General features: G+C 72.9%; 24 protein-coding genes. 6 read left to right on the top strand and 18 right to left on the bottom strand.

All coding sequences use genetic code 11. The annotated features are described in order from the left end of the window. Nucleotides 1–161 precede the first annotated feature (161 nt). Nucleotides 162–1,109, top strand: coding sequence for an ABC transporter substrate-binding protein (locus IG94_RS0124050; RefSeq protein ID WP_031040817.1), 948 nt, complete (start codon nucleotides 162–164; stop codon nucleotides 1,107–1,109). Nucleotides 1,110–1,161: 52 nt separating this feature from the next. On the opposite strand, the gene IG94_RS0124045 is transcribed toward IG94_RS0124050, so the two are convergent. Continuing rightward, the gene (locus IG94_RS0124045; protein WP_078892411.1) at nucleotides 1,162–2,367 is read right to left on the bottom strand and encodes a DUF5685 family protein; all 1,206 of its coding nucleotides are present in this window, start codon (nucleotides 2,365–2,367) and stop codon (nucleotides 1,162–1,164) included. Nucleotides 2,368–2,654: 287 nt separating this feature from the next. On the opposite strand from IG94_RS0124045, the gene IG94_RS0124040 reads away from it, so the two are divergent. Further along, a complete protein-coding gene (locus tag IG94_RS0124040; RefSeq protein ID WP_031040812.1) occupies nucleotides 2,655–3,092 on the top strand; it encodes a cell division protein SepF in 438 nt (145 codons plus the stop codon). Between the two features lie 44 nt (nucleotides 3,093–3,136). Here the strand turns inward: IG94_RS0124040 and IG94_RS0124035 are convergent, their stop codons facing one another. Next, the gene (locus IG94_RS0124035; protein WP_031040810.1) at nucleotides 3,137–4,330 is read right to left on the bottom strand and encodes an acyl-CoA dehydrogenase family protein; all 1,194 of its coding nucleotides are present in this window, start codon (nucleotides 4,328–4,330) and stop codon (nucleotides 3,137–3,139) included. A gap of 202 nt (nucleotides 4,331–4,532) precedes the next feature. Continuing rightward, the gene (locus IG94_RS0124030) at nucleotides 4,533–6,146 is read right to left on the bottom strand and encodes an MFS transporter (RefSeq protein WP_031040808.1); all 1,614 of its coding nucleotides are present in this window, start codon (nucleotides 6,144–6,146) and stop codon (nucleotides 4,533–4,535) included. Nucleotides 6,147–6,469: 323 nt separating this feature from the next. Here IG94_RS0124030 and IG94_RS0124025 point away from each other — a divergent pair, with 323 nt between their 5' ends. After that, on the top strand, nucleotides 6,470–7,657 hold the full coding sequence (locus IG94_RS0124025) for a glycosyltransferase family 39 protein (RefSeq protein ID WP_031040807.1): 1,188 nt from the start codon (nucleotides 6,470–6,472) through the stop codon (nucleotides 7,655–7,657). 252 nt (nucleotides 7,658–7,909) lie between these two features. Then, a complete protein-coding gene (locus tag IG94_RS0124020; RefSeq protein WP_031040805.1) occupies nucleotides 7,910–8,929 on the top strand; it encodes a phosphatase PAP2 family protein in 1,020 nt (339 codons plus the stop codon). A gap of 10 nt (nucleotides 8,930–8,939) precedes the next feature. Here the strand turns inward: IG94_RS0124020 and IG94_RS0124015 are convergent, their stop codons facing one another. Together IG94_RS0124015 and IG94_RS0124010 are read right to left on the bottom strand one after the other, a co-directional pair. Beyond that, entirely contained in the window at nucleotides 8,940–9,155 is a 216-nt protein-coding gene (locus tag IG94_RS0124015) for an I78 family peptidase inhibitor (protein WP_031040803.1), read from the bottom strand. 293 nt (nucleotides 9,156–9,448) lie between these two features. Beyond that, nucleotides 9,449–10,294, bottom strand: coding sequence for a hypothetical protein (locus tag IG94_RS0124010; protein WP_031040802.1), 846 nt, complete (start codon nucleotides 10,292–10,294; stop codon nucleotides 9,449–9,451). Between the two features lie 344 nt (nucleotides 10,295–10,638). On the opposite strand from IG94_RS0124010, the gene IG94_RS0124005 reads away from it, so the two are divergent. Together IG94_RS0124005 and IG94_RS0124000 are read left to right on the top strand one after the other, a co-directional pair. Continuing rightward, nucleotides 10,639–11,442: a hypothetical protein gene (locus tag IG94_RS0124005; RefSeq protein ID WP_031040799.1), complete on the top strand. Its 804-nt coding sequence runs from the start codon at nucleotides 10,639–10,641 to the stop codon at nucleotides 11,440–11,442. A 76-nt stretch (nucleotides 11,443–11,518) separates the two neighbouring features. Then, nucleotides 11,519–11,806, top strand: coding sequence for a hypothetical protein (locus tag IG94_RS0124000; RefSeq protein WP_031040794.1), 288 nt, complete (start codon nucleotides 11,519–11,521; stop codon nucleotides 11,804–11,806). Between the two features lie 72 nt (nucleotides 11,807–11,878). Here IG94_RS0124000 and der read toward each other — a convergent pair whose 3' ends face one another. The 13 genes from der to ald all read right to left on the bottom strand — a co-directional run bounded on the left by der (nucleotide 11,879) and on the right by ald (nucleotide 24,486). Further along, the gene (der, locus tag IG94_RS0123995; protein WP_031040792.1) at nucleotides 11,879–13,360 is read right to left on the bottom strand and encodes a ribosome biogenesis GTPase Der; all 1,482 of its coding nucleotides are present in this window, start codon (nucleotides 13,358–13,360) and stop codon (nucleotides 11,879–11,881) included. Nucleotides 13,361–13,436: 76 nt separating this feature from the next. Further along, a complete protein-coding gene (locus IG94_RS0123990; protein ID WP_031040789.1) occupies nucleotides 13,437–14,084 on the bottom strand; it encodes a lysophospholipid acyltransferase family protein in 648 nt (215 codons plus the stop codon). Then, entirely contained in the window at nucleotides 14,081–14,776 is a 696-nt protein-coding gene (gene cmk, locus IG94_RS0123985) for a (d)CMP kinase (protein ID WP_031040786.1), read from the bottom strand. The genes IG94_RS0123990 and cmk overlap by 4 nt, the downstream gene beginning before the upstream one ends. 139 nt (nucleotides 14,777–14,915) lie before the next feature. Next, the gene (locus IG94_RS0123980) at nucleotides 14,916–16,001 is read right to left on the bottom strand and encodes a prephenate dehydrogenase (protein WP_031040782.1); all 1,086 of its coding nucleotides are present in this window, start codon (nucleotides 15,999–16,001) and stop codon (nucleotides 14,916–14,918) included. Further along, a complete protein-coding gene (gene aroH / locus IG94_RS0123975) occupies nucleotides 15,998–16,336 on the bottom strand; it encodes a chorismate mutase (protein ID WP_031040779.1) in 339 nt (112 codons plus the stop codon). The genes IG94_RS0123980 and aroH overlap by 4 nt, the downstream gene beginning before the upstream one ends. A gap of 135 nt (nucleotides 16,337–16,471) precedes the next feature. Continuing rightward, nucleotides 16,472–17,491 (bottom strand): ADP-ribosylglycohydrolase family protein, encoded by a 1,020-nt coding sequence (locus IG94_RS0123970; protein WP_031040774.1) that lies wholly within the window; start codon nucleotides 17,489–17,491, stop codon nucleotides 16,472–16,474. Continuing rightward, nucleotides 17,488–18,282 (bottom strand): NUDIX hydrolase, encoded by a 795-nt coding sequence (locus tag IG94_RS0123965; protein ID WP_052410839.1) that lies wholly within the window; start codon nucleotides 18,280–18,282, stop codon nucleotides 17,488–17,490. The genes IG94_RS0123970 and IG94_RS0123965 overlap by 4 nt, the downstream gene beginning before the upstream one ends. Nucleotides 18,283–18,344: 62 nt before the next feature. After that, the gene (locus tag IG94_RS0123960) at nucleotides 18,345–19,508 is read right to left on the bottom strand and encodes a pseudouridine synthase (RefSeq protein ID WP_031040768.1); all 1,164 of its coding nucleotides are present in this window, start codon (nucleotides 19,506–19,508) and stop codon (nucleotides 18,345–18,347) included. Beyond that, entirely contained in the window at nucleotides 19,508–20,161 is a 654-nt protein-coding gene (scpB, locus tag IG94_RS0123955; protein ID WP_031040765.1) for an SMC-Scp complex subunit ScpB, read from the bottom strand. Before scpB ends, IG94_RS0123960 begins: the two co-directional genes overlap by 1 nt. After that, nucleotides 20,158–21,249 (bottom strand): segregation and condensation protein A, encoded by a 1,092-nt coding sequence (locus tag IG94_RS0123950; protein WP_031040762.1) that lies wholly within the window; start codon nucleotides 21,247–21,249, stop codon nucleotides 20,158–20,160. The genes scpB and IG94_RS0123950 overlap by 4 nt, the downstream gene beginning before the upstream one ends. A gap of 18 nt (nucleotides 21,250–21,267) precedes the next feature. Continuing rightward, entirely contained in the window at nucleotides 21,268–21,834 is a 567-nt protein-coding gene (locus IG94_RS0123945) for a hypothetical protein (RefSeq protein ID WP_078535824.1), read from the bottom strand. Beyond that, entirely contained in the window at nucleotides 21,819–22,949 is a 1,131-nt protein-coding gene (locus IG94_RS0123940) for a ParA family protein (protein ID WP_078535823.1), read from the bottom strand. Before IG94_RS0123940 ends, IG94_RS0123945 begins: the two co-directional genes overlap by 16 nt. A 412-nt stretch (nucleotides 22,950–23,361) precedes the next feature. Then, nucleotides 23,362–24,486, bottom strand: coding sequence for an alanine dehydrogenase (ald, locus tag IG94_RS0123935; RefSeq protein WP_031040756.1), 1,125 nt, complete (start codon nucleotides 24,484–24,486; stop codon nucleotides 23,362–23,364). Nucleotides 24,487–24,578: the final 92 nt, after the last annotated feature.

The raw sequence follows: 24,578 nt of genomic DNA, 5'->3' as shown, positions 1-24,578 counted from the left end.
CTTCTCCGGTCACCCGCCTCTCCGGCCACCCGTGCATCAGGTCACCCGTGCATCAGGTCGCCGGTCTCTCCCACTCCGCCCCGCGCCCTGTCCCGCGCCGCCTTCACACGCGCCCTCCCCTCGCGCCGTTCCCTGCTTCCGGCCTCAGGAGACCCCTGACCATGCGTACGCCCGCGCGTGCCCGAAAAAGGCTCTTCGCGCCCTCCGCCCTCCTCGTCTCGGCGGCCCTCCTGCTCACCGCCTGCGGCTCCGGCGACCCCGCCGCGGACGCCGCGGGGGCGGCGGGCGGCCCCGACGCGATCCCGACCACGGACGTCGTCTCCGGCATCGGCGAGAACGCGGACGCCGTGCGGCTGCTGCCGCCCGGCACCAAGGAACTCACCCTCGCGGTCAGTGTCGGCGGCAACCCGCCGGGCAACGCCTATCTGCCCGACGGCAAGACGCTGACCGGCCAGGACGTCGACTTCGCGCACGCCGTCGGCAACGCGCTCGGCATCTCGCTCAAGACCGAGCAGGCCTCCTTCGAGGCGGTCCTGCCCGCCCTGGACAGCGGCAAGTACGACATCGGCGCCAGCAACTTCGGGGTGACCGAGGAGCGGCGCAGGACCATCGACTTCGTCACCTACATCAACGACGGCCAGGGCTTCGCCGCCCGCGAGGACAGCGAGCTGTCCGAGGTCACCGACCTGAAGCAGCTGTGCGGCCTGAAGGTGGCGACCGGCGCCGGCACCACCTTCGAGGCGACCCTGGAGGAGAGTCGGCACCTGTGCACGGACGCGGGCGACGAGGCCTACTCCGTGCAGACCTACAGCGAGCCGGGCGCGCTGTGGTCATCGCTCCAGCAGGGCCGCAGCGACATCGTGATGTCCACGATCAACGGCCTGCGCTACGCGGTGGCCCACCAGCAGGGGCTGAAGTTCCTCAACGAGTTCCACCGCCTCGACGTCGGCTTCGCCCTCAAGAAGGGATCGAAGCTGGCACCCGCCCTCCAGGCGGCGGTGAACGGCCTGATCGCCGACGGGACGTACGCCCGCATCCTGAAGAAGTGGGACACGACGGAGTCGGCGATCGAGAAGTCCGAGATCTCACCCCCGGAACTGAAGGACTGACGACCCTGACGACCCTGACGACCCTGACGACGCCGGCAGCACCGCCGACCGCTCAGCAGCTGCACCCGCAGTCGCACCCGCTGCAGCCGTCGCAGCAGCATCCGTCGCCGCAGTTGCTGCAGCAGTCGCAGCACTCGCAGCAGTCACCGCAGCTGCCGCAGTCGCAGTTGGTGCACAGGCCCTCCTTGCGCTGGCCGCTCCACGGGTCGTGGTAGGTGCCGCAGCACATCTGGCACGTGCAGGCCAGCCCGGCCCACACGGCGCACCCCGCGAGCAGCCCGCGACGGTTGCGGTGAGGCGGCTCCGGGGGCGGCGTCGGTCCGCCGGGGCCGCCGGGCGCACCCGGGGTGCCGGGCGCGCCGGGAGGGGCGTACGGATGGCTGCCGTGGGCGCACGACACGGTGCCGAACGCGCGGTTCACCGATTCATCCAGCTCGTGCACGAGCAGCCGGTGCACGAGCCGCCCGTCCCCGAACTCCGCCTCGCGCAGGGCGAGCCGCACCCCGTGCACGGCGTCGTCGGCGAGCCGCCGGGCCTCGGTGAGCGGGGTCCCGGTGGCGGTGAGCGGGTTCCAGGCGCCGGCCGCGGCGTCGGCCTCCCGGTCCTCCACGGCGTCCAGGAGGTGTGCGAGGCGGCCGAAGAGGCGCCCGGCCTCGGCGAGCGGCTCGGCGTTCTCCGGCCGTCCGGCGAGGTGCGCGGTGTGCGCGAAGGCGGCGGCGGTCGCGCTCTCGGTCGGCTCGGTGACGGCGAGCAGCGGTGTGCCGGGCCCCGCGAGCGCCTCGATGCCGCCCTGCCGGTCCACGGCGTCGACCAGGACGGCGGTGTCGAAGCCGACGGCACTTCCGCCGCGCGCGCCGGCCGCGTCCCAGCCGGTGGCGATCCGGCGGGCGGCGAGCGCCACCGGCCTGCGGGCCAGCAGGCCGTCCCCGTCGGCGACGTGGTCGCGCACCTTGGCCGAGGCCAGCACCAGCGAGACGGCCGCCGCGAGGCGGGCCCCCTCGCCGTGGGCGACGGACGCGGTGCGCATCCCGCGCAGCGGGCAGGGCCCGGCGGTGCGCCGTCCGCCGCCCGCGCCGCCCGGCGCGGCCTGAGCCTCCGTCAAAACCGATATGAGCAGCCCGTCATAGTTCGTCACAATCCGCGCGAACTGTCCGTGGTCCTTACGGAGCGCGAGGCACAACCCGCACAAATGCGCCATCCACTGGCTCGTGAGGCTCTCTCCGAGCCGGTGCCTGCATGGCCTGACGATTCCGAACACGACGCTCCCCCGTGGTTGGTACAACGCTGAGCTGCGGCATCGTAGCGACCATGACGTTCACCCGTACGCCCCCGGCCTCACCCGTACGCCGAAAAGAATCATATTTCACTCACAGTCAGCAGCCGTTTGGGATACGACCCTTGGGACACAAGGACTCTCGACGTATTGGCCGTGCACCAGTACCGTCACAAACCCCCTGCGCGGCGTCTATCCACTTGGCGCGACGTCCGCATCATGGATGACCATAGATGCGGAAGCACGAATGACCGCTGTGAGAGGAGGCGTCCATGGGATCGGTACGCAAGGCGAGTGCGTGGCTCGGCCTCGTCGACGACAACGATGACGAGCGTTACTACGACGACGACTACTCCGAGGGCAACGAGCCCGGCGACGCCTGGGTCACCGACCCGCGCGTCAAGGTGGCCTCGGACGTGGCCGAGGAGAAGGGCCGGCGCATCGCGACCGTCACCCCGGACAGCTTCCGGGACGCACGGTCCGTCGGCGAACTGTTCCGGGACGGGGTTCCGGTCATCATGAACCTGACGGCCATGGAGGGGGCCGACGCCAAGCGCGTGGTCGACTTCGCCGCCGGCCTGATCTTCGGCCTGCACGGTTCGATCGAGCGGGTCTCCACCCGGGTCTTCCTGCTCAGCCCGGCGGACACCCAGGTCATCAGCGGCGAACCCGCCGCGCACCGCTCCGACGGTTTCTTCAACCAGAGCTGAGGCGGGGCCGCACACCACGGCCCCGCCCCCGCCCGTTCGGGCTCCTACCGGAAGGCGTCAAGTCCGGTGAGTGCCTTGCCGAGCACCAGCTGGTGCATCTCGACGGTGCCCTCGTAGGTGAGCACCGACTCCAGGTTCGTCGCGTGCCGCATCACGGGGTATTCGAGGGAGATCCCGTTGGCGCCGAGGATCGTGCGGGCCGTACGGCAGATGTCGATGGCCTCGCGTACGTTGTTGAGCTTGCCGAAGCTGACCTGCTCGGGACGCAGGCGGCCGGCGTCCATGCGCCGCCCGAGGTGATGGGCGAGCAGGATCCCCTTGTGCAGTTCGACCGCCATGTCGGCGAGCTTGGCCTGGGTCAGCTGGAACCCGCCGATGGCCCGCCCGAACTGCTCCCGCGACTTCGCGTACTCCAGGGCCGCCTCGAAGGAACTGCGGGCCGCGCCCATCGAGCCCCAGACGATCCCGTAGCGGGCGTGCGAGAGACAGCTCAGCGGCCCGCGCAGCCCCCTCGCCTCCGGCAGCACGGCATCGGCGGGCAGCCGGACGTCGTCGAGGACGAGTTCGCTGGTGACGCTGGCCCGCAGGGACCACTTGTGCTTGATCTCGGGCGCGGAGAAGCCCGCGCTGTCGGTCGGGACCACGAACCCCCGGACACCTTCCTCGGTCTGCGCCCAGACGACGGCGACGCCGGCCACCGAGCCGTTGGTGATCCACATCTTGCGCCCGTTGAGCACCCAGTCCCCGCCCGCGTCCCGCTCGGCGTGCGTGCGCATATGGGCGGGGTCGGACCCGTGGTCGGGCTCGGTGAGTCCGAAGCAGCCGATGACCTCGCCGGCGGCCATGGGCGGCAGCCAGCGCTGCTTCTGCTCCTCGCTGCCGAAGCGGTGGAGGGCGTACATCGCGAGGGAGCCCTGCACGGAGACGAGGGAGCGGATGCCGGAGTCGGCCGCCTCCAGCTCCAGGCAGGCGAGGCCGTACTGCACGGCGCTCGCACCGGCGCAGCCGTAGCCCTGCAGGGACATGCCGAGCGCGCCGAGGGAGCCGAGCTCGCGCGCCAGGTCCCGGATGCCGGGCAGCTCGCCCTTCTCGTACCAGTCCGCGACGTACGGCAGCACGCGGTCCGCGGCCCAGTCCCGCACGGTGCCCCGGACCGCCAGGTCCTCCGGTTCGAGCAGGTCGTCGAGGCCGAGGGGGTCGGCGGGGTCGAACGCGGGCGGCTTGGGGGACGCGGACATGGGACACCCTCCGGGGACGCTGAAAACTAGCACTGCTAGTTAGGGCTCTCGTGCCGACGTTACGACGCGAGACCCCGCACGTCCACCATGCCCGTCTCCCGGCCGCGCGGGGACACGAGCCACGGCGCTCGGCCACCCAAGGGGGACGTCGGCCTCTCGCCCGACGGCGAACGAGTGGTGCGTGGGCGGGAGGCCCCTCCGGTCACACCGACACGCGGGACTCCACCGCGTCCCTCGGCCCCGGCACCGCCACCGCGCCCTCGTCCTCCCCCTCGCACTGCATCGCCCGCGGCAGCCGCAGCGCCATCACCGCCCCCAGCAGCAGCAACCCCGCGCTCACCACCAGCGTCACGTGCAACCCGTGCACGAACGCGTCCCCCGCGGCCCGCCGCAGGGCGACCCCCGCCGGCCCCCCGAGCTGCCCGGCGATCTCGTACGCCTCCCCCAGCGAATGCCCCGCCGCCGAGGACGCCGACGCCGGAACCCCGGGCACGCCGCCCGTCAGCCCGGGGGCGTAAGCCGCGTTCATCACGCTGCCCAGCAGCGCGATCCCGATCCCCGCGCCCAGCTGGTACGAGGTCTCGCCGATCGCCGCCGCCCCGCCGGACTGCTCCTGCGGGGCCTCGCTCAGCATCGACTCGTACGCGCCGAACAGCGTCGTCTCCAGGCCGAAGCCGAGCAGCACGAACCCGGTCAGCAGCAGCGCGGAGTTGTCGTCCCGGCCCATCGCGGTCAGCAGCGCCACCGCGAACGCCGTCAGGCAGAACCCCGCGCTCACCATCAGACGCGGCCCGAACCGCCGCAGCAGCCGCGCCCCCGCGAGGCCCGCCGCCATCGCCGCGAAGGTCAGCGGCAGCAGCCGCAGCCCGGTCTGGAGCGGGGACAGGCCGAGCACCAGCTGCAGGTACTGCGCCGCGATCAGCTCCAGGCCCACCAGCGCCAGCATCGCCAGCACGATGCACCCGACCGACGTACTGAACGCCGGCCGCCCGAACATCCGCAGGTCCACCAGCGGATACGTGCGCCGCCGCTGCCGCCGTACGAAGCCGGCCAGCAGGGCCGCGCCCAGCACCAGCGGCAGCAGGGTGAACAGGCTCGGCACCGGCTCGCCACCGCCCAGCCGCTTCACACCGAGGACGACGCCGAACAGCCCGGCCGCCGCCATCAGCGCGCCGACCACGTCCCACGGCCCTCGGCCGTCGCCCTTCGACTCGGGCAGCAGCAGCCGCCCCACCGGCAGGCTGACCAGCATCAGCGGGATGTTGACGAGGAAGACCGAACCCCACCAGAAGTGTTCGAGCAGGAAACCGCCGAGCAGCGGCCCGACCGCCGCGCCGACCGCGGCCACGGCGCTCCAGACACCGATGGCCAGCGCCCGCTCCCGCCGGTCGGGGAAGACCTGGCGCAGGATCGACAGCGTGGCCGGCATGATCATCGCGCCGCCGACGCCGAGCAGCGCGCGGGCCGCGATCAGGACCTGGGCGTTGTCCGCGAGCGCGGCGAGCGCGGAGGCGACACCGAAGAGGGCGTAGCCGAGCAGGAGGACCCGCCTGCGGCCCACCCGGTCGCCGAGCGTGCCGAACAGGATCAGCAGCGAGGCGCAGACGAGCGGGTAGACGTCGACGATCCAGAGCAGCTCGATCGCGCCGGGCCTGAGGTCCTCGGTGACCGCGGGGACCGCCACGTGAAGCACGGTGGCGTCGACGGCGACGAGCAGCAGGCTGACGCAGAGGACGACCAGGACGACCCAGCGGTTGGCACCGGCCCCGGCCGTCCGACGGCGCAGCGCTGCGGCGGCCGTGGTCGTCCCGGACATGTACGTACCTCCAAGCGGTTCCCCCGCGTCCGGCAGGCTGCGCGCGGGGTGGGGACTCCCCGGCGGCCCGGCCGGAGAGGAGCGGGGTCTCCGGGCCGTGCGACGGAACGCGAGTGACTCGTCAGGTTACGCGAGACCCGCCGACGCACACGTGGCGGGTCTCACACATCACGCGTCACTCGTGTGGCATGCGCCACTGCGTTCCCGGCCCCCGGGCGGCCCGGGCACCCTGCCGCTCGCGGGCCCGGCAACGCCACTGCGTTCCCGGCCCCCGGGCGGCCCGGGCACCCTGCCGCTCGCGGGCCCGGCAGATAATCGAGCCCGTGACCGATCTCGACACCCGTGCGGCGGGCCGCCGGGGTGCCCTGCGCCGGGCCGCCCCGGCGCTCCTCGGCTACGCGGCCGTACGCGCCCTGGGCCTGCTCGTCCTGGCCCTGTGGAGCGCCGCACGCGGCAAGAGCGCGTACACGCTGCTGACGGCCCGCTGGGACTCCCTCTGGTACACCGGGGTCGCCGAGCTGGGGTACGGCTACGAGGTGCGGCTGCCCGACGGCGACGTGCACTCCAATCTGGCGTTCTTCCCGCTGCTGCCCTGGCTGGAGCGGCTCGGCGCGGCGGTGGGGCCGCTGTCGTACGCGGACGCCGGGTTCGTCGTCTCGCTGCTCGCCTCGCTCGCGGCCGCCTGGGGGATCTTCGCGGTGGCGGAGCACGTGTACGACCGCCGCGTCGGCCTGTGCGCGGTGCTGCTGTGGGCCGTGCTGCCGGTCGGGGTCGTGCAGTCGATGGCGTACAGCGAGTCCCTGTTCACGGCGCTGGCCGCCTGGTCGCTCTACGCGGTGCTGACCGGGCGCTGGGTGACGGCCGGGGCGCTGGCCGCGCTGGCGGGGCTGACCCGCCCGGTGGGGCTGGCGGTGACGGCCGCGGTGTGGGCGGCGGCGGTCGTGGCGTTCGCGCGGGACCGCAGCCGCGCCGGTGCGGAGGGCGCCCACGGCCCGCCGTACGCTCTCGGCGAGGGCGCGCGACGCGTGCTCGGCATGCTCCTCGCGCCCCTGGGCGCCGCCGGTTACGTGCTGTGGGTCGGCCACCGCACCGGCGACGGCCCGCTCGGCTACCTCGACGTGCAGGCCGGCTGGCGCAACGGCTTCGACGGAGGCGCGGCCTTCGCCCGTTTCGTCGCGGAGAAGTTCACGTCGTTCCCGGCGGCCCTGGCGGGCGCCGCGCTGGTCGTCGGGGTCGCGCTGCTCGTCCGGCTGTACGTGGCCGGCGTACGGCAGCGCCAGCCGCTCGCGCTGCTGGTGTACACGGGGATCGTCGTGCTCCTCGCCCTGTGCGCGTCGAGCTACTTCGGCTCCAAGCCCCGGCTGCTGCTGCCGGCCTTCCCGCTGCTGCTGCCGCTCGCCCGGGCCCTGGCGCGGGCGCGGACCTCCAGGGCGGCGGCGGTGGTGTGCGCGGTCGCGGTGGCGGCGGCGGTCTACGGGGCGTTCTGGCTGAACGGCTCCGGCCCGCCCTGACGCGGCGGGGCCGCACCGGTGGCCCCAGCGGTGACCGCGCGGCCAATTCCACACCAGCATTCGGTGAACGAATTCATAATCACGATAAAACCGCCGACCGGACCGATCAAAGGAATTGAAGTCCGCGGTCCGCGCGGGATTGCGGATCAGCTGGAAATAAAGGCTCTCCTGAGAGCAATCCCACATCACATCGTCATCACAAAGCCGTTGATTCGGCCGGGATCACTCCTCACTCGCTGTAACGTCGATTGGGTGCGTACCGAACGGAAGCCCACCCGGCTGGACCGGGTGTTCGCGAGACTGGACCGGGAGCCGGAACGACCGGCGCTCCTGGACGTGCCGGAGATGTCCCGGCACCGGCTCGCGCTGTTCGCCGGGACCCTCGCGTTCTACCTCGCCATCGTGTGGGCCGTGCTGATCACCTCGTGGCTGGTCCGGCTGGACTGGCAGGTCATGTTCTTCCGGCCCTACCAGCAGTGGCCGGAGATCCACGCGTTCGTCGACTACTACGTGGTGCTCGGCCAGCGCGGGCCGACCGCCGTGATGGTCGCGGCCTGGCTCGGCTGGCGCTCCTGGCGGCAGCACACCCTGCGTCCGCTGCTCGCGCTCGGCGTCTCACTGCTCCTGCTGAATGTCACCGTCGGTGCCGCCAAGTACGGCATGGGCCGCCTCGGACCGCACTACGCGACCACCATCGGCGCCAACGAGATGGGGCTCGGCGGCGATATATTTCCGAGCGGTCACACCGCGAACGCCGTCGTGACCTGGGGCATCCTCGCCTATCTGGCCTCCACGCACCGGACCCGCCAGTGGCTGTCCGCGGTCTCCGCTGTCACCTCGCTCGGGGTGGGCATGTCCACCGTGTACCTCGGTACGCACTGGCTCAGCGACGTGCTCCTCGGCTGGGTGGCGGGGCTGCTGATCCTGCTGGCGCTGCCCTGGTTCGAACCGCTGATCACGCGCGCCGAGGCGTGGATCCTCGGCGTCCGCGACCGCTGGTACGCCCGCCGCGGCCGTGCGGTGGAGACCGGGCGGCCCACCGGCCGGCCCGCGCCCCTCGCCCCGCCCGCCTCCGGCCGCGCGGAGACGCCCGCCCGCGAGCCGGTCGCCGCGCCCCGCACCGCCCGCGCCCCGGTGCACCTGGCCCCGGGTCCGCACACGGCCCGCTCGGACCGTACGCCGGTGACTCCGGCCGGCAGCCGCAGGCCGCCGCACGCCGACCGTCACCCGCGCAGCTCCGCCCCGGCGGCGCGCCCCCTGTCGGGCGGCTGAGCGCCGGGCGTCAGCCCTTCCAGGACCGGGCCACGCGGCCGTCCTTCACCTCGAAGTTGAGGCGGCCCACGCGGTACTCCATGGTGATGACCGTGCCCGGCGCCAGTGACCGCACCGTGGACCAGCCGCGTTCCCGCGCCAGCCGTTCGGCCGTTTCGGAGTCGAGGCCGACGTAGCCGTCGGGACTGTCCTGGGGTTCGGCCGGAGGTGTCGGAATCGGTGCCATGCCGCCACGCTATGCCCTGCCCCCGGGCCGGGGAAGCCCACACCGGTCGTACCGCGTCCCCGTGCACCTACGGTCACATTTCTGTCACAGGATCATGGGGCGCGTTTTGCGGTAACTCCGTCACACGGACGGACGGTTTTGCGTCAGTTCCGCAGCCGAGGGCGCTGAATTGCCGGAGATTTCCGGGCTCCTCGAATAAGCGGTCGGAAAAACGTTCCGAAGCGCCTGCCGGGCACCCCCGCATTCCACGGCCGAACCCCCGGAACGGACATGTGCACACCATGCGCGCACTGTCAGGGCTCCAGCGGGGCGACGGTCAGCGAGAGATCGTTGTCCCGCGTGTAGTGCGGACCGGCCGTCACGGGGCCGTGCGGGGTCTCCACACGGGCGCGGGGGTACGTGAGGACGGGGTGCTTGTCGGCGATGTCGTCGAGCAGCCGCGCCAGGCGCACGCGCGGGCCCGACTCGCCCGCGGGCCGCAGCCACACGTCCCACACGCCCGGCGCCAGGCCGGCGTAGGGCACGGTGAAGACGAACTCCGACCGCTCGACCGCCACGGCCGGCCGCCGCACGCCGCCCCCGCCGGCACCCGGCCGGGCCCTCAGCTCGGCGTGGGCTCCGGGCGCGAACCGGGTGCCGTACACCCGCCCGCGGACGGTCAGGCCGCCGTCCTCGGGGCACAGGTCCGTCGTCTCGGCGTGCGGGGCCCGCAGCCAGCTGCGGACCGTGAGGTTGCCCTGCCGGGTGGCGTACGGGATACGGACGGCGACATGGCCGAGGAGCCCGCCGGGGGTGCGGTCGGCGAGGGAGCGCAGGTCGGTGACGCCGGGCACCAGGCGGCGCGGTTCGCCGTCGGACAGCAGTGCGTAGGCGTCCCAGCGGCCCTCGGGCAGAGCCACGCTGCTGGGCAGCGCGGCCCGCAGCCGGCCCTCGGCCACCGGGGCGAGCGGCAGGCTGACCGTGTCGTCGGCGCCGTCGGGGGCGTCGGCGGCGCCCGCCGCGTCGGTGGCACGGCGGCGCAGGACGAGCAGGGCCGCCCCGGTGGTACCGCGCGCGGCGACGTCGAAGGTCAGACCGCCCGCGGAGTCGCCGATGCAGTCGGCGCGCAGCGGAGCGGCCGGCGTGGCCGACGGCGTCATACGGTGCTTCTTCCTCCCTGGACTCCCTGGACCGGCTTCCCGCCCGGGGCTCTTCCCGCTGCCCGGAGCCTGCCGGGGACTTGCCGGGTCCGTGCCGGGTCGCCGATACCTTGCCGAGTCTTCTGCTGGATCCCCTGCCGTCCGGTTAGACCCGGAACCCCGCCTTCTGGTTGTCTGTGTCCGATTGCGATGTGGTCACGGCCACATGAGGGGCTCACATTGCCCGTGGGGCGTTACTCCCGCCACTGGTCACCCGTTGTCCATGCATGAGCCGGGGACCCGCCCGGACCACGGACCGGGAGCCGCCCGGTCCGGCCACGCACCGCATCCCGAGGGAGCCACCCGTGCCGCGCATGCTCGACGTCGGCGACGACGTACGCGCCGAGATCGGCGACGAAGAAGCCGACCGCCTGCTCGCCGGGGACTCCGCCCCGGGCAGCTACGACTGCACGTCCTGCCGCACCCCGGGCGACTGCGAGCAGGAGCGCACCAGCACCGTCCTCTTCATCGGCGACGAGACGGCGGTCCTCGCCTTCGCCCACGCCGGCTGCCTGCCCTCGCAGGTCGTCAAGGTCACCGAGGAGCAGCTCCAGGGCGCCGTCCGGTCCATCAGCGCCGACCAGCCCCACCAGGAGGCCGCCCCGGCCGCGCCCGCCCCCCGGAAGGCCGTGCCCGAGCAGGCCGTGCTCGGGGTGACCAGCGGGCTGATCCTGCTCGCCGGGGAGCTGCACCCGGCCCTGGTGGTGGAGCCCACCGCCCCCATCGCGCGGCCCGGTACGGCCGGGGCCGGCGACGACTTCCTGCCTCTGCTCATCGAGCAGGGCTTCATGCCGGTCACCGAGCTGTCCGCCGCGCCCGCCGTCCTGCACGGCTGGTCGGTCCTGCTCGCGATGGGGCAGCTGCACGCGGTGCTCCAGCCCGGGACGGACGGCGGCCGCCCGGTGGCCTGGTGGCAGGCGCACCAGCCGCTGCAGGTGACCGAGGGCTGGCGCACCGCGGCCAACAAGCACCAGCAGGTGCTGATGTTCGCCGCGCCCGTCGGGTCGATCGGCCGGCAGCCGCGCGAGGACCTGCTGCGGGACGCGCTGGACAAGGCGGCGGCCAACGGCCAGCTGGTCGCGGCGGCGCTGCCGCTGGCCGGCACCTGAGCCCTTTCACACGGGTGCCGGGCGGCCGCGGCCGCCTGGCCCGCATCCCTTCCCGTGCGGGGTCGTTTGGACATACGTGTACGCATACGACGCCTTCCACCGCCACGGTGGCCCCTCGGCCACACCGATCTACGACGCGCTCGTCGCCGAGTACGTCAGGTCCTTCCGGACACTTCCGGGCGATCGCAGCGGCGAGGAGGACCTGGGGTTCACCGCCTTCAGGAGCATGCCGCGCGGCAGAGGCTCGTACAGCGGCACGTACAGCGCCTACAGCGCGGGGGCGCAGAGCGCCCGGGTCGGCCAGCAGTCGGTGTGGCAGCGCGTCCCGGCCGCGCTGCCGCCGGCCCCGCGGTCGGGCACCTGAGGCCCGGTGAGTGACGAGAGCGGGCGACCCCGGCCGGGGTCGCCCGCTCTCGTACGTCCGCGCGTGCGGCGGCTACTTCTTCTTGGCGCCGCGCTTCTCGCGCACCCGCACGGAGATGTGGATCGGCGTCCCGTCGAAGTCGAACTCCTCGCGCAGCCGGCGCTCGATGAAGCGCCGGTAGCCCGCCTCGATGAAACCGGAGGCGAAGAGCACGAACCGCGGGGGCTTGGTGCCCGCCTGGGTGCCGAAGAGGATGCGCGGCTGCTTGCCGCCCCGCACCGGGTGCGGGTGGGCGGCGACCAGCTCGCCGAGGAAGGCGTTCAGCCGGCCCGTCGGAACCCGGGTCTCCCAGCCGGCCAGCGCGGTCTCGATCGCGGGGACCAGCTTCTCCATGTGCCGGCCGGTCTGCGCCGAGACGTTGACCCGCGGGGCCCACGCCACCTGGCCCAGCTCGGTGTCGATCTCCCGCTCCAGGTAGTAGCGGCGCTCCTCGTCCAGGGTGTCCCACTTGTTGTAGGCGACGACGATCGCGCGGCCCGCCTCGACGGCCATGGTGACGATCCGCTGGTCCTGGACCGAGATCGACTCGGAGGCGTCGATGAGGATGACGGCGACCTCCGCCTTCTCGACGGCGGCGGCGGTGCGCAGCGAGGCGTAGTAGTCGGCGCCCTGCTGGAGGTGGACGCGCTTGCGGATGCCCGCCGTGTCGACGAACTTCCAGGTCACCCCGCCCAGTTCGATCAGCTCGTCGACGGGGTCGCGGGTGGTGCCGGCGAGTTCGTTGACGACGACGCGCTCCTCGCCCGCGACCTTGTTGAGCAGCGAGGACTTGCCGACGTTCGGGCGGCCGATCAGGGCGATGCGGCGCGGGCCGCCGAGTCCGGACCCGCCGAAGGACTCGCGGGGCGCGTCCGGGAGGGCGTCCAGGACCCGGTCCAGCATGTCGCCGGTGCCGCGGCCGTGCAACGCGGAGACGGGGTGGGGTTCGCCCAGGCCCAGCGACCACAGGTAGGCGGCGTCGGCCTCGCCGCTCTGTCCGTCCACCTTGTTGGCGCACAGCACGACGGGCTTGCCGGCCTTGCGCAGCAGCCGTACGACGGCCTCGTCGGTGTCGGTGGCGCCGACCTTGGCGTCCACGACGAAGACGACGGCGTCGGCGGCCTCGATGGCGTACTCGGCCTGCGCGGCCACGGACGCGTCGATGCCGAGGACGTCCTGCTCCCAGCCGCCGGTGTCGACGACCTTGAAGCGGCGGCCGGCCCACTCGGCCTCGTAGGTGACGCGGTCACGGGTGACGCCGGGCTTGTCCTCGACGACGGCTTCGCGACGTCCGATGATGCGGTTCACCAGGGTCGACTTGCCGACATTCGGGCGGCCGACGACGGCGAGGACGGGCAGCGGGCCGTGCCCGGCCTCCTCGATCGCGCCCTCGACGTCCGCCAGGTCGAAGCCCTCTTCGGCGGCCAGCTCCATGAACTGCGTGTACTCGGCGTCGCCGAGCGCCCCGTGGTCGTGCTCCCCGCCCGAGTCCTCGGAGTGGATGTGGTCGTTCATGAAGTCCGTACCTCGTTCATCGTGGTGATCGGTGGCGCACCCCTCGGTTCCGGGTGAGCCACTACTCGAGTCTTACTCAGCGCCCGGTGAGGCGCCTGGCGTTTTCCAGGTGCGCGGTGAGCTGCTTCTGGATGCGCTCGGTCGCCTCGTCCAGCGCCTTGCGGGTCCGCCGTCCGCTGCCGTCGCCCGCGTCGAAGGGGTCGCCGAAGACGACGTCGACCCGTGCGCGCAGGGGAGGCAGCCCCTTTATCAACCGTCCGGGACGGTCGGTGCTTCCCAGCACCGCGACCGGCACGATCGGGGCGCCGCCGCGCACCGCGAAGTAGGCGAGCCCGGCACGCAGCGAGGCGAAGTCGCCCTCGCCTCGGGTGCCCTCGGGGAAGATGCCGAGCACACCGCCGTTCGTCAGCACGCCCAGGGCCCGGGCGATCGCCGTGCGGTCGGTGGAGTGGCGGTCCACCTGCAGCTGGCCGATGCCGGTCAGGAAGCGCCCGAGCGGTCCGACGAACGCCTCCTTCTTGATCAGGAAGTGCGTGGGCCGGGGAGCGACGCCCATGACCATGGGGCCGTCGATGTTGTGCGAGTGGTTGACGGCGTAGATCAGCGGGCCGGTGGCGGGCACCCGCCAGGCGCCCAGCACGCGCGGCCTCCACAGCCCGTACATCAGGCCGACGCCGATGCGCCGCCCGACCTCGGCGCCCCGCGCCGACGCGACCTCGGTCACTTTCCGGCCCGCTTCTCCTCGACGAGGGTGACGACGCACTCGATGACCTGCGGGAGCGTCAGGGCGGTGGTGTCGACCTCGACCGCGTCGCCGGCCTTGGCCAGCGGGGAGGCCTTGCGGCTGGAGTCGGCCGCGTCCCGCTTGATCAGGGCCTCGCGGGTGGCGTTGACGTCGGCGCCCTTCAGTTCGCCGCTGCGGCGGGCGGCGCGGGCCTCCGCCGAGGCGGTGAGGAAGATCTTGAGGTCGGCGTCGGGCAGCACGGTGGTGCCGATGTCGCGGCCCTCGACGACGATGCCGAGCGGCGCGGTGGCGGCGATGGTGCGCTGCAGCTCGGTGATCCGGGCCCGGATCTCCGGCACGGCACTGACCGCGCTGACCTTGGAGGTGACCTCCTGGGTGCGGATCGGGCCGGCCACGTCCACGCCGTCGACCGTGATGGCCGGGGCCGCCGGGTCGGTGCCGGAGACGATGTCGGGCTTGCCGGCCGCGGCGGCGACGGCGTGCGGGTCGTCGGTGTCGATGCCGTTGCTGACCATCCACCACGTGATCGCCCGGTACTGGGCGCCGGTGTCCAGGTAGCTCAGTCCGAGCTGCGCGGCGACGGCCTTCGACGTGCTCGACTTGCCCGTGCCGGAGGGGCCGTCGATGGCGACAATCACGGCCGGTACGGTCGGGGCGGCGCCGTTTTCCACGAGGGGACACCTTCCTGGTGCGGTGCGGTGGGTGGTGTGCGGGACGCGAGCGCGTCCCGCACAAGGTTACCGGGCCCGTGGAGGCCTTCCGACAGGCGTCCGGAGGCCGACGATCACTGGCGGATCGCCCAGCCCCGTATCACTGGCGGATCGCCCAGCCCCATTCCCTGAGGGCCGCCGTCAGCGCGGCGGCGCTCCTCGGCTCCACCATCAGCTGCACCAGACCCGCCTGCTGCCCGGTCGCGTGCTCGATGCGCACGTCCTCCACGTTGACCCCGGCCCGTTCCGCGTCCGCGAAGATGCGGGCCAGCTGGCCGGGCTGGTCGTCGATGAGGACGGCCACCGTCTCGTAGGCCCGCGGGGCCGAGCCGTGCTTGCCGGGGACCCGGACCTGTCCGGCGTTGCCGCGCCGCAGCACGTCGGCGATGCCGGTGCCGCCCTCGCGGCGCTTGTCCTCGTCGGAGGACTGCAGGGCGCGCAGGGCCCGTACCGTCTCCTCCAGGTCGGCGGCGACGTCGGTGAGCAGGTCGGCGACCGGACCCGGGTTGGCGGAGAGGATGTCGATCCACATCCGCGGGTCGGAGGCGGCGATCCGGGTGACGTCGCGGATGCCCTGCCCGCACAGCCGTACGGCGGCCTCCTCGGCGTGCTCCAGGCGCGCGGCGACCATGCTGGAGACGAGGTGGGGCATGTGGGAGACGAGGGCCACGGCGCGGTCGTGGGCGTCCGCGTCCATCACCACGGGCACCGCACGGCAGTGCGAGACCAGTTCGAGGGCGAGGTTCAGCACTTCGGTGTCGGTGTCCCGGGTGGGGGTCAGCACCCACGGACGGCCCTCGAAGAGGTCGGCGGTGCCGGCGAGCGGGCCGGACTTCTCGCGGCCGGACATGGGGTGCGTGCCGATGTACGCCGACAGGTCGAGGCCGCGCGCCTCCAGCTCGCGCCGGGGGCCGCCCTTGACGCTGGCCACGTCGATGTAGCCGCGGGCGAGCCGGCGGCCCATGGCGTCGGCGAGCACGTCGGCGACGAGGGCGGGCGGGGCGGCGACGATCGCGAGGTCGACCGGTTCCGCGGGTGCCTGGTCGGTGCCGGCGCCGAGGGCGGCGGCGGTACGGGCCTGCTCGGGGTCGTGGTCGACCAGGTGGACGGTGACGCCCCGGCCGGTGAGGGCGAGGGCGGCGGAGGTACCGATGAGGCCGGTGCCGATGACGAGTGCGGTTCTCACTGGGCGATGTCCTTGCGCAGGGCCGCGGCGGCGCCGAGGTAGACGTGGGCGATCTCGGCGCGGGGCCGGTCGGACTCGATGTGGGCGAGGATCCGCACGACGCGCGGCATGGCGCCCTCGACGTCCAGTTCCTGGGCGCAGATCAGCGGCACGTCGGTGATGCCGAGGCCGCGGGCGGCGACGGCCGGGAAGTCGCTGTGCAGGTCGGGGGTGGCGGTGAACCACAGGCTGATCAGGTCGTCGGGCGTCAGCCCGTTGCGTTCCAGGACGGCGGTCAGCATCGACCGGCGTACTGGTTGTACGTGGTCGGCGCCCGGTGCGGCGAGTGGGGGCACCTCCCACGCCCTTAAGGCAGTGGGGGAGCGTGCATGGCGTCGCCGGGCAGACGGGAATGTGACGACAGGCCCTAGTCAGCCTCCCGCGCGGGCCGGCCGGGCGCCCGCCTCCTGAGACGCCCGGCCAGGGGGTGCTCAGGCGTCCCAGAGCGCTCCGAGCGCCAGCAGGTCGCCCCGGTACTCGACGCGGTCCGCCCAGTCGGCCGGCCAGGCGGCGGCACCCAGGTGCGCTCCGGCGAAGGCGCCCGCGAGGCAGGCGACGGAGTCGGAGTCGCCCGAGGTGCAGGCGGCTCGGCGCAGGGCGGTCAGCGGTTCGTCGACGAAGAGCAGGAAGCAGAGCAGCCCGGCCGCCATGGCCTCCTCGGCGATCCAGCCCTGGCCGACGGCCAGGCAGGGGTCGGTCTCCGGCGAGACGGTGCGCACGGCCTCCTGGAGCCGGTCGAGTGTCGCGAGGCACTCGTCCCAGCCGCGCGCGATGAAGTGCTCGGGCGTCGGGTCCTCGGCGCGGGTCCACAGGTCGCCGAGCCAGCGCTCGTGGTAGCGGGTGCGGTGGTCGTAGGCGTACGAGCGCAGCAGTCCGACCAGTCCGGTCGGTTCGGCCCCCTGGGCGAGCAGCCGTACGGCGTGTGCGGTCAGGTCGGAGGCGGCGAGGGCGGTGGGGTGGCCGTGGGTGAGCGCGGCCTGCAACTGGGCGGCCCCCGCACGCTGTTCGTCGCTGAGGCCCGGGACGAGCCCGAGGGGCGCGACGCGCATGTTGGCGCCGCAGCCCTTGGAGTGGATCTGGCTGGCGTCCTGCCAGGGGCGGTCCGGCCGCTCCAGGAGGTCGCAGGCCCTGAGGCAGGTGGTGCCGGGGGCCCGGTTGTTCTCCGGGGACCGGTTCCAGGCGATGAACTCCCGCCGTACGGGTTCGGTCATCCCCTCGGGCGTCAGGACGCCCCGGTCCGTGGCCGTGCGCAGCCCCTTGCCCAGGGCCAGCGTCATCTGTGTGTCGTCGGTGACGCGGGCGGGGTCGGGCAGCGCCGTCTCGCGCCAGGGGCCGTACTTGGCGAGGATCGACGGGACGTCGTCGAACTCGGTGGGGAAGCCCAGCGCGTCACCGAGGGCGAGGCCGGTGAGCGCTCCGGTGGCGGCGTGCTTGGTGGCGGTCGTGGTCATGCGGGGCGTCCTTCCCGAGGGCTTCGGAGCAGGGGCGGGTGCAGGGCGGTGGCGGGGCCCGCGCGGTACACGGCGGCGGGCTTTCCGCGGCCCGAGGTGAGGCGGGCGGCGCCCGGGACGGGCTCCACGAAGCCAGGGGCGGCGAGTACCTTGCGGCGGAAGTTGGGCCGGTCGAGGGCCGTTCCCCACACCGTCTCGTAGACCTGCTGCAGCTCGCCGAGGGTGAACTCGGGCGGGCAGAAGGCGGTGGCCAGGCAGGTGTACTCAAGCTTGGCGCCGACGCGGGTGCGGGCGTCGGCCACGATCCGGTCGTGGTCGAAGGCGAGGCCGCGCGCCGCGTCGTACGGCGTCCAGCGGGCCTGTGCCGCGTCACCGCCGCCGTGTGGTTCGAGCGGGGCGGGGCGGGGGTCCCCCCGGACGGGGTCCGGGTGAGGGTCGGGCACCAGGGCGGCGAAGGCGACGGAGACGACCCGCATGCGGGGGTCGCGGCCGGGTTCGCTGTAGGTCCGCAGCTGCTCCAGGTGCAGCCCGGTCACGTCCGCCAGGCCGGTCTCCTCGGCGAGTTCCCGGCGGGCCGCCTCCTCCGCCGACTCCTCGGGCAGCAGGAAGCCGCCGGGCAGCGCCCAGCGGCCCGCGTACGGCTCCTGGCCCCGCTCGACGAGCAGCACGTGCAGCGCGCCCGCGCGCAGGGTCAGGACGGCCAGGTCGACGGTGACGGCGAACGGCTCGAAGGCGTACTTGTCGTAGCCGCGCCCGTCCGTGTCGTGGCCGGACCCGTCGTGGTCGCGCACGAACACCCACCCCCTTTAATAGTCATGACGACTATAAAGAGGGCGGGTGTCTGGGGCAACCCCTACAGGTCCACCTCCGACATCAGCATCCCGACCTCCGTGTTCGACAGCCGCCGCAGCCAGCCCGACTTCTGGTCGCCCAGCGTGATCGGGCCGAAGGCGGTGCGCACCAGCTTGTCGACGGGGAAGCCCGCCTCCGCCAGCATGCGGCGCACGATGTGCTTGCGGCCCTCGTGCAGGGTGACCTCGACCAGGTAGTTCTTGCCGGTCTGCTCGACGACCCGGAAGTGGTCCGCGCGCGCGTACCCGTCCTCCAGCTGGATGCCGTCCTTCAGTCGCTTGCCCAGGTCGCGCGGGATCGGGCCCACGATGTGCGCGAGGTAGGTCTTCTTCACGCCGTAGCGCGGGTGGGTCAGGCGGTGCGCCAGCTCGCCGTGGTTGGTGAGCAGGATGACGCCCTCGGTCTCCGTGTCGAGCCGGCCCACGTGGAAGAGGCGGGTCTCGCGGTTGGTGACGTAGTCCCCGAGGCACTGGCGGCCCTCCGGGTCCTCCATCGTGGAGACGACCCCGGCGGGCTTGTTGAGCGAGAAGAACTGGTAGGACTGCGTGGCGACGGTCAGGCCGTCGACCTTGACCTCGTCCTTTTCCGGGTCCACGCGGCGGCCCTGTTCGAGCACGATCTCGCCGTTGATCTCGACCCTGGCCTGCTCGATCAGCTCCTCGCAGGCCCGCCGGGAGCCGTAGCCCGCGCGCGCGAGGACCTTCTGCAGCCGCTCGCCCTCCTGCTCGGCGCCCGGGAAGGTCTTGGGCAGCCGCACGTCCTTCTTGCCCGCGTACCGCTCGCGGTTGCGCTCCTCGGCCCGGGTCTCGTACTCGCGGGACGTGGCCGGGGCGCTGCGCCCGCGCTGCTGGGGCCGCTTCGGGCCGCCCTTGGCGCCGCCGCGGGCCGCGCCGCCGCGCCCGGACTTGGGCCCCTCGGGCGAGGCGCCGGGACCGACGTCGTAACGGCGCTCCTCGGGACGCGGCCTCTTCGGACGGCCGCCCGGCTTGTCGTCGCGGTTGCCGCCGGCGCTGCGGGGGTTGCCGCGACCGCCGGCGCTCCCGCCACGGCCGCCCGCGCTCCCGCCGCGGCCGCCGCCACTGCCGCTCCCGCCGCGGCCGCCGCTGTAGCCACCACGGCTCCCGCCGTTGTTTCCGCTGCTGTTGTTGCCGCTGCTGCTTCGCATCAAAGTTCCGTCTTGTCGTCTGCTTCCCCGGTGTCCGGGGCGTCCGGATCGAACGACGGCACCGCTTCCAGCGTGTCGGCCTCGATCGCCGCCGCCTCCGGCAGGAAGGGCGCGAGCTCCGGGAGCTCGTCCAGACCGCGCAGGCCCATCCGCTCCAGGAAGTAGTTCGTCGTCACGTACAGGATCGCACCTGTTTCGGGTTCCGCGCCCGCCTCCTCGACCAGACCCCGCTGCAGGAGGGTGCGCATCACCCCGTCGCAGTTCACGCCGCGCACCGCGGAGACGCGGCTGCGGCTGACCGGCTGGCGGTAGGCGACGACGGCGAGGGTCTCCAGGGCGGCCTGGGTGAGGCGGGCGTGCTGGCCGTCCAGGACGAAGCCCTCGACGGCCGCGGCGTACTCGGGGCGGGTGTAGAAGCGCCAGCCGCCCGCGATCAGGCGCAGCTCGAAGCCGCGGCCCTGGACGGTGTACTCGTCGGCCAGCTCGCGCAGGGCGTCCGCGATCCGCCGGCGGGGCCGCCGCAGTATCTTCGCCAGCTGCTCCTCGGTCGCGGGTTCGTCGACGACCATGAGGACGGCTTCGAGGGCGGGCTTGAGGTCGAGGCCCGCGACACCGTCCGGGCCGTCCGCGACCTCCGTGGTCTGTTCACTCACGCCTTCTGTTCCTCCTTCGGCACCTCGGGCGGCCGGTCGAACTCGTCGGTCACCGCGGGCTCCGCGTCTCCCTCGCCGCCGGTCCAGCGCACCAGCAGATCGCCGAGCGCGCTCTCCTGGTCCAGTTCGACGGCCTTCTCCCGGTACAGCTCCAGCAGGGCCAGGAAGCGGGCTACGACGGTCAGCGTGTCCTCGGTGTCCTCGACCAGCAGGCGGAAGCTGACCTCTCCCAGCTCCTTCAGGCGGGCGACGACGATCCCGGCCTGCTCCTGGACGCTGACCAGGGGCGCGTGGATGTGCTCGACGTAGACCTGCGGCTTGGGCCTGGGCTGCATCGCCTTCACGGCGAGCCTGGCGAAGCCCTCGGGCCCGATGCTGATGACGACCTCGGGCAGCAGCTCGGCGTGGTGGGGCTCCAGCCCGACGGTGCGGGGGTAGCGGCGGGCCTCGGCCTCCAGCCGGTCGTTGAAGATCTCCGCGATCTGCTTGAAGGCGCGGTACTGCAGCAGCCGGGCGAAGAGCAGGTCGCGGGCCTCGAGCAGGGCGAGGTCGGCCTCGTCCTCGACCTCGGCGGCGGGCAGCAGCCGGGCCGCCTTCAGGTCCAGCAGGGTGGCCGCGACCACCAGGAACTCGGTGGTCTGGTCGAGGTCCCAGTCCGGCCCCATCGCCCTGATGTGCGCCATGAACTCGTCGGTCACCTTGGAGAGGGCCACCTCGGTGACGTCCATCTTGTGCTTGGAGATCAGCTGGAGGAGCAGGTCGAACGGCCCCTCGAAGTTGGCGAGCCGCACCTTGAAGACACCGTCGCCGGCGCCCTCGGGCGGGGTTTCCGGCGCGGAAGGAGCGGTGCCGGGCAGCGTCTCGTCCGGTGCCGCCGCGACCGGCGGCGCCTGCGGCGCGGGTGCGCCCTCCGCGTCGGACGGCGCCTCCGACGGGGTCTGCGCGATCGGTGGCGCCACCGGGGCCACCGGGGCTGCTGGGGCCACCGCGGCCGGCGGAGCCGACGGCTCGCCCGGGCCCCTGCCCAGCGCGCGCCGGCGGCCGGCGCGGGGGCCGGGGCCGGGGTGGGAGGCGTCGTTCGAGGTCATGGCCTCCGCAGGCTACCGCTACCGCCCGCGCAGCCGTCGTACGAGGATGCTGGCGTCTCCGCGGCTCTCCAGATCGGCGAGGACCACGGCGACCGCCTCGCGGACGATGCGGCCGCGGTCGACGGCCAGGCCGTGCTCGCCCCGGAGCACCAGACGGGCGTGCTCCAGGTCCATCAGCTCCTCGGCGGAGACGTACACGGTGATCTTCTCGTCGTGGCGCTCGCGTCCGCTGGGGCGGCGCGAGGGGGACCGTCCGCGCTTGCGCGGCTGGGCCGCGGCAGCGGAACCCTCCGGCGCGCCCGCGCCCGGGACCCGTGCGGCGCCGTCCGCGCCCCGGCTGCGCGGCTCGCCCGCCGTGCCCGGCTCCGCGTCCGCCGCGGCGTGTTCCGTGCCCTCGCCGTCACCGCCCTGCGCGGGCACCGACGGGGGCGTGTCCTCGGCGGCGGCCCGGTCGCTCTCCCCCGCCGGTCCCGGCACCCGGGCTTCCCCGTTGGCCGTGCGCCGCGGGGTGGACGCCTGCAGCGCCATACCCCCTGTCGTACGGAAGAGTTCGTCGGCCCCCGGCAGACTCACTCGGCGTGACACCGGGCGAGCACCTCCCTGGCGAGCTGGCGGTAGGCGGCGGCCCCGACGGAGTTGGAGGCGTACGTGGTGATCGGCTCACCGGCGACCGTGGTCTCCGGGAAGCGGACCGTGCGCCCGATGACCGTGTGGTAGACGTGGTCGTCGAACGCCTCGACGACACGCGCGAGCACCTCACGGCTGTGCACCGTGCGCGAGTCGTACATCGTGGCGAGGATGCCGTCGAGCTCCAGGTCGGGGTTGAGCCGCTCCTGCACCTTCTCGATCGTCTCGGTCAGCAGCGCCACACCGCGCAGCGCGAAGAACTCGCACTCCAGCGGCACGATCACCTTGTGCGCGGCGGTGAGCGCGTTGACCGTGAGCAGGCCGAGCGAGGGCTGGCAGTCGATCACGATGTAGTCGTAGTCGTCCATGAGCGGCTTGAGCGCCCGCTGCAGCGTGGACTCGCGCGCGACCTCGCTCACCAGCTGCACCTCGGCCGCCGACAGGTCGATGTTGCTGGGCAGCAGGTCCATGTTGGGGACCGCGGTCTTCAGCAGCACCTCGTCGGCCGCCATGCCCCGCTCCATGAGCAGGTTGTAGACGGTGAGGTCGAGCTCCATCGGGTTGACGCCGAGTCCGACCGACAGCGCGCCCTGCGGGTCGAAGTCGACGAGCAGCACCCGGCGCCCGTACTCGGCGAGCGCGGCACCCAGGTTGATGGTCGACGTGGTCTTGCCCACGCCGCCCTTCTGGTTGCACATCGCGATGATCTTCGCGGGGCCGTGTTCGGTCAGCGGGCCCGGGATCGGGAAGTACGGCAGCGGGCGTCCGGTGGGCCCGATGCGCTCACGGCGCTGGCGGGCCGCGTCGGGCGCGAGCGTGGCGGCGTACTCGGGATCCGGTTCGTACTCCGCGTCCGGGTCGTAGAAATGCCCCTCGGGCAGTTCGTCGTAGTCGGCGAAGTGGTTGCGGGGCGCGCCACTTCCGTCGCCGGCCATGGCGTTCACGTGTTGGCCATCCATACTCATGTGTACTGACCGAGTTGCCTGCGGACTCGGGTGGGCGGCTGCGTGGGTGCGTACAGCGACGGAGCCGACAGCCTCGAGACGCCCGGGGCTGTGGGCCCGTGCAGGCATTCCTGGTTGACCACCCCCGGGAGTAAATGTCGACTCATTCACAAGTCGTCTTACCTCCTTGGTGACCAGGGAACTTCTAGACAGGTCAGCGTGGCACCATGCCGACGTTCGGCGACTCTATGGCGTGTCGGCCGTCCGCAGCAACACAATCCGCCGGACCCGGCCCGATGTGTCGGCAATGGAACATCCCCCTGTCAAGGGCGTACGGCCGTCGCACAGCAGGTTTCACCGCTGTACGAATCGGTTGAAGACGTTACGTTCGAGACGAGTTGACCGAGCATCGCAAAGTGACCATACACACACCCGGCCGGACCTTGTCGGGCAAGGTCCGGCCGGGTGTGCTGGGTTGACGGCGCCTGTTGACGTATCGCCTTTCCCGGGTGATGACTTACCGACTTACCGGCCGCGCGGCTCAGGCGAGCAGCGAGGCGAGTCCGACGTGCTCCAGGCCGTGCGCCTCGGCGACCTCCTTGTAAACGACCTTGCCGTCATGGGTGTTGAGACCCCTGGCCAGCGCGGGGTCGCGGCGCAGCGCGTCGACCCAGCCGTGGTCGGCCAGTTCGACGATGTACGGCAGCGTGGCGTTGGTCAGCGCGTAGGTGGAGGTGTTGGGCACCGCGCCGGGCATGTTGGCGACGCAGTAGAAGACCGAGTGGTGGACCGGGAAGGTCGGCTCGGCGTGCGTGGTGGGGTGGGAGTCCTCGAAGCAGCCGCCCTGGTCGATCGCGATGTCGACAAGGACACTTCCGGGCTTCATCCGGGACACCAGTTCGTTGGTGACCAGCTTCGGCGCCTTGGCGCCCGGGACCAGTACGGCGCCGATCACCAGGTCGGCCTCCAGGCAGGCCTTCTCCAGCTCGAAGGCGTTGGAGACGACGGTCTGGACCTTGGTGCCGAAGACCTTGTCGGCCTCCTTGAGCTTGTTGATGTCCTTGTCGAGCAGGGTCACGTGGAAGCCCATGCCGATGGCGATCTGCGCGGCGTTCCAGCCGGAGACCCCGCCGCCGATGACGACGGCACGGCCGGCCAGGACGCCGGGGACTCCGCCGGGCAGCACGCCGCGGCCGCCGTTGGCCGCCATCAGGTGGTAGGCGCCGACCTGGGGGGCCAGCCGGCCCGCGACCTCGGACATCGGGGCCAGCAGGGGCAGGGCGCGGCCGGGCAGCTCGACCGTCTCGTAGGCGATCGCGGTGGTGCCGGACTCGACGAGGGCGTCCGTGCACTCCTTGGACGCGGCCAGGTGGAGATAGGTGAAGAGGGTCTGGTCCTTGCGCAGGCGGTGGTACTCCTGCGCGATCGGCTCCTTGACCTTCAGGAGCAGGTCGGCGGTGGCCCAGACCTCGTCGGCGGTGTCGAGTATCCGCGCGCCGGCGGCGACGTACTCGGCGTCGGGGATCGAGGACCCGGCGCCGGCGTCCCGCTCGACGACGACCTGGTGACCGTGACGCACCAGTTCGTGCACGCCGGCGGGTGTGATGGCCACCCGGAACTCGTTGTTCTTGACCTCGCGGGGGATGCCGACCTTCACGTGGATCACGGTCCTTGGCTCAGAGGATGGGCTGTTTCAAGGCATACCCGCTCAAGCACGGGCACACCGGGAGAGACCGCAGGACAATGTGCGGCAGAGCC

Source organism: Streptomyces olivaceus, from assembly GCF_000721235.1.
Classification (GTDB): Bacteria; Actinomycetota; Actinomycetes; order Streptomycetales; family Streptomycetaceae; genus Streptomyces; species Streptomyces olivaceus.
This window is presented reverse-complemented; position numbering and strand designations above follow the sequence as displayed.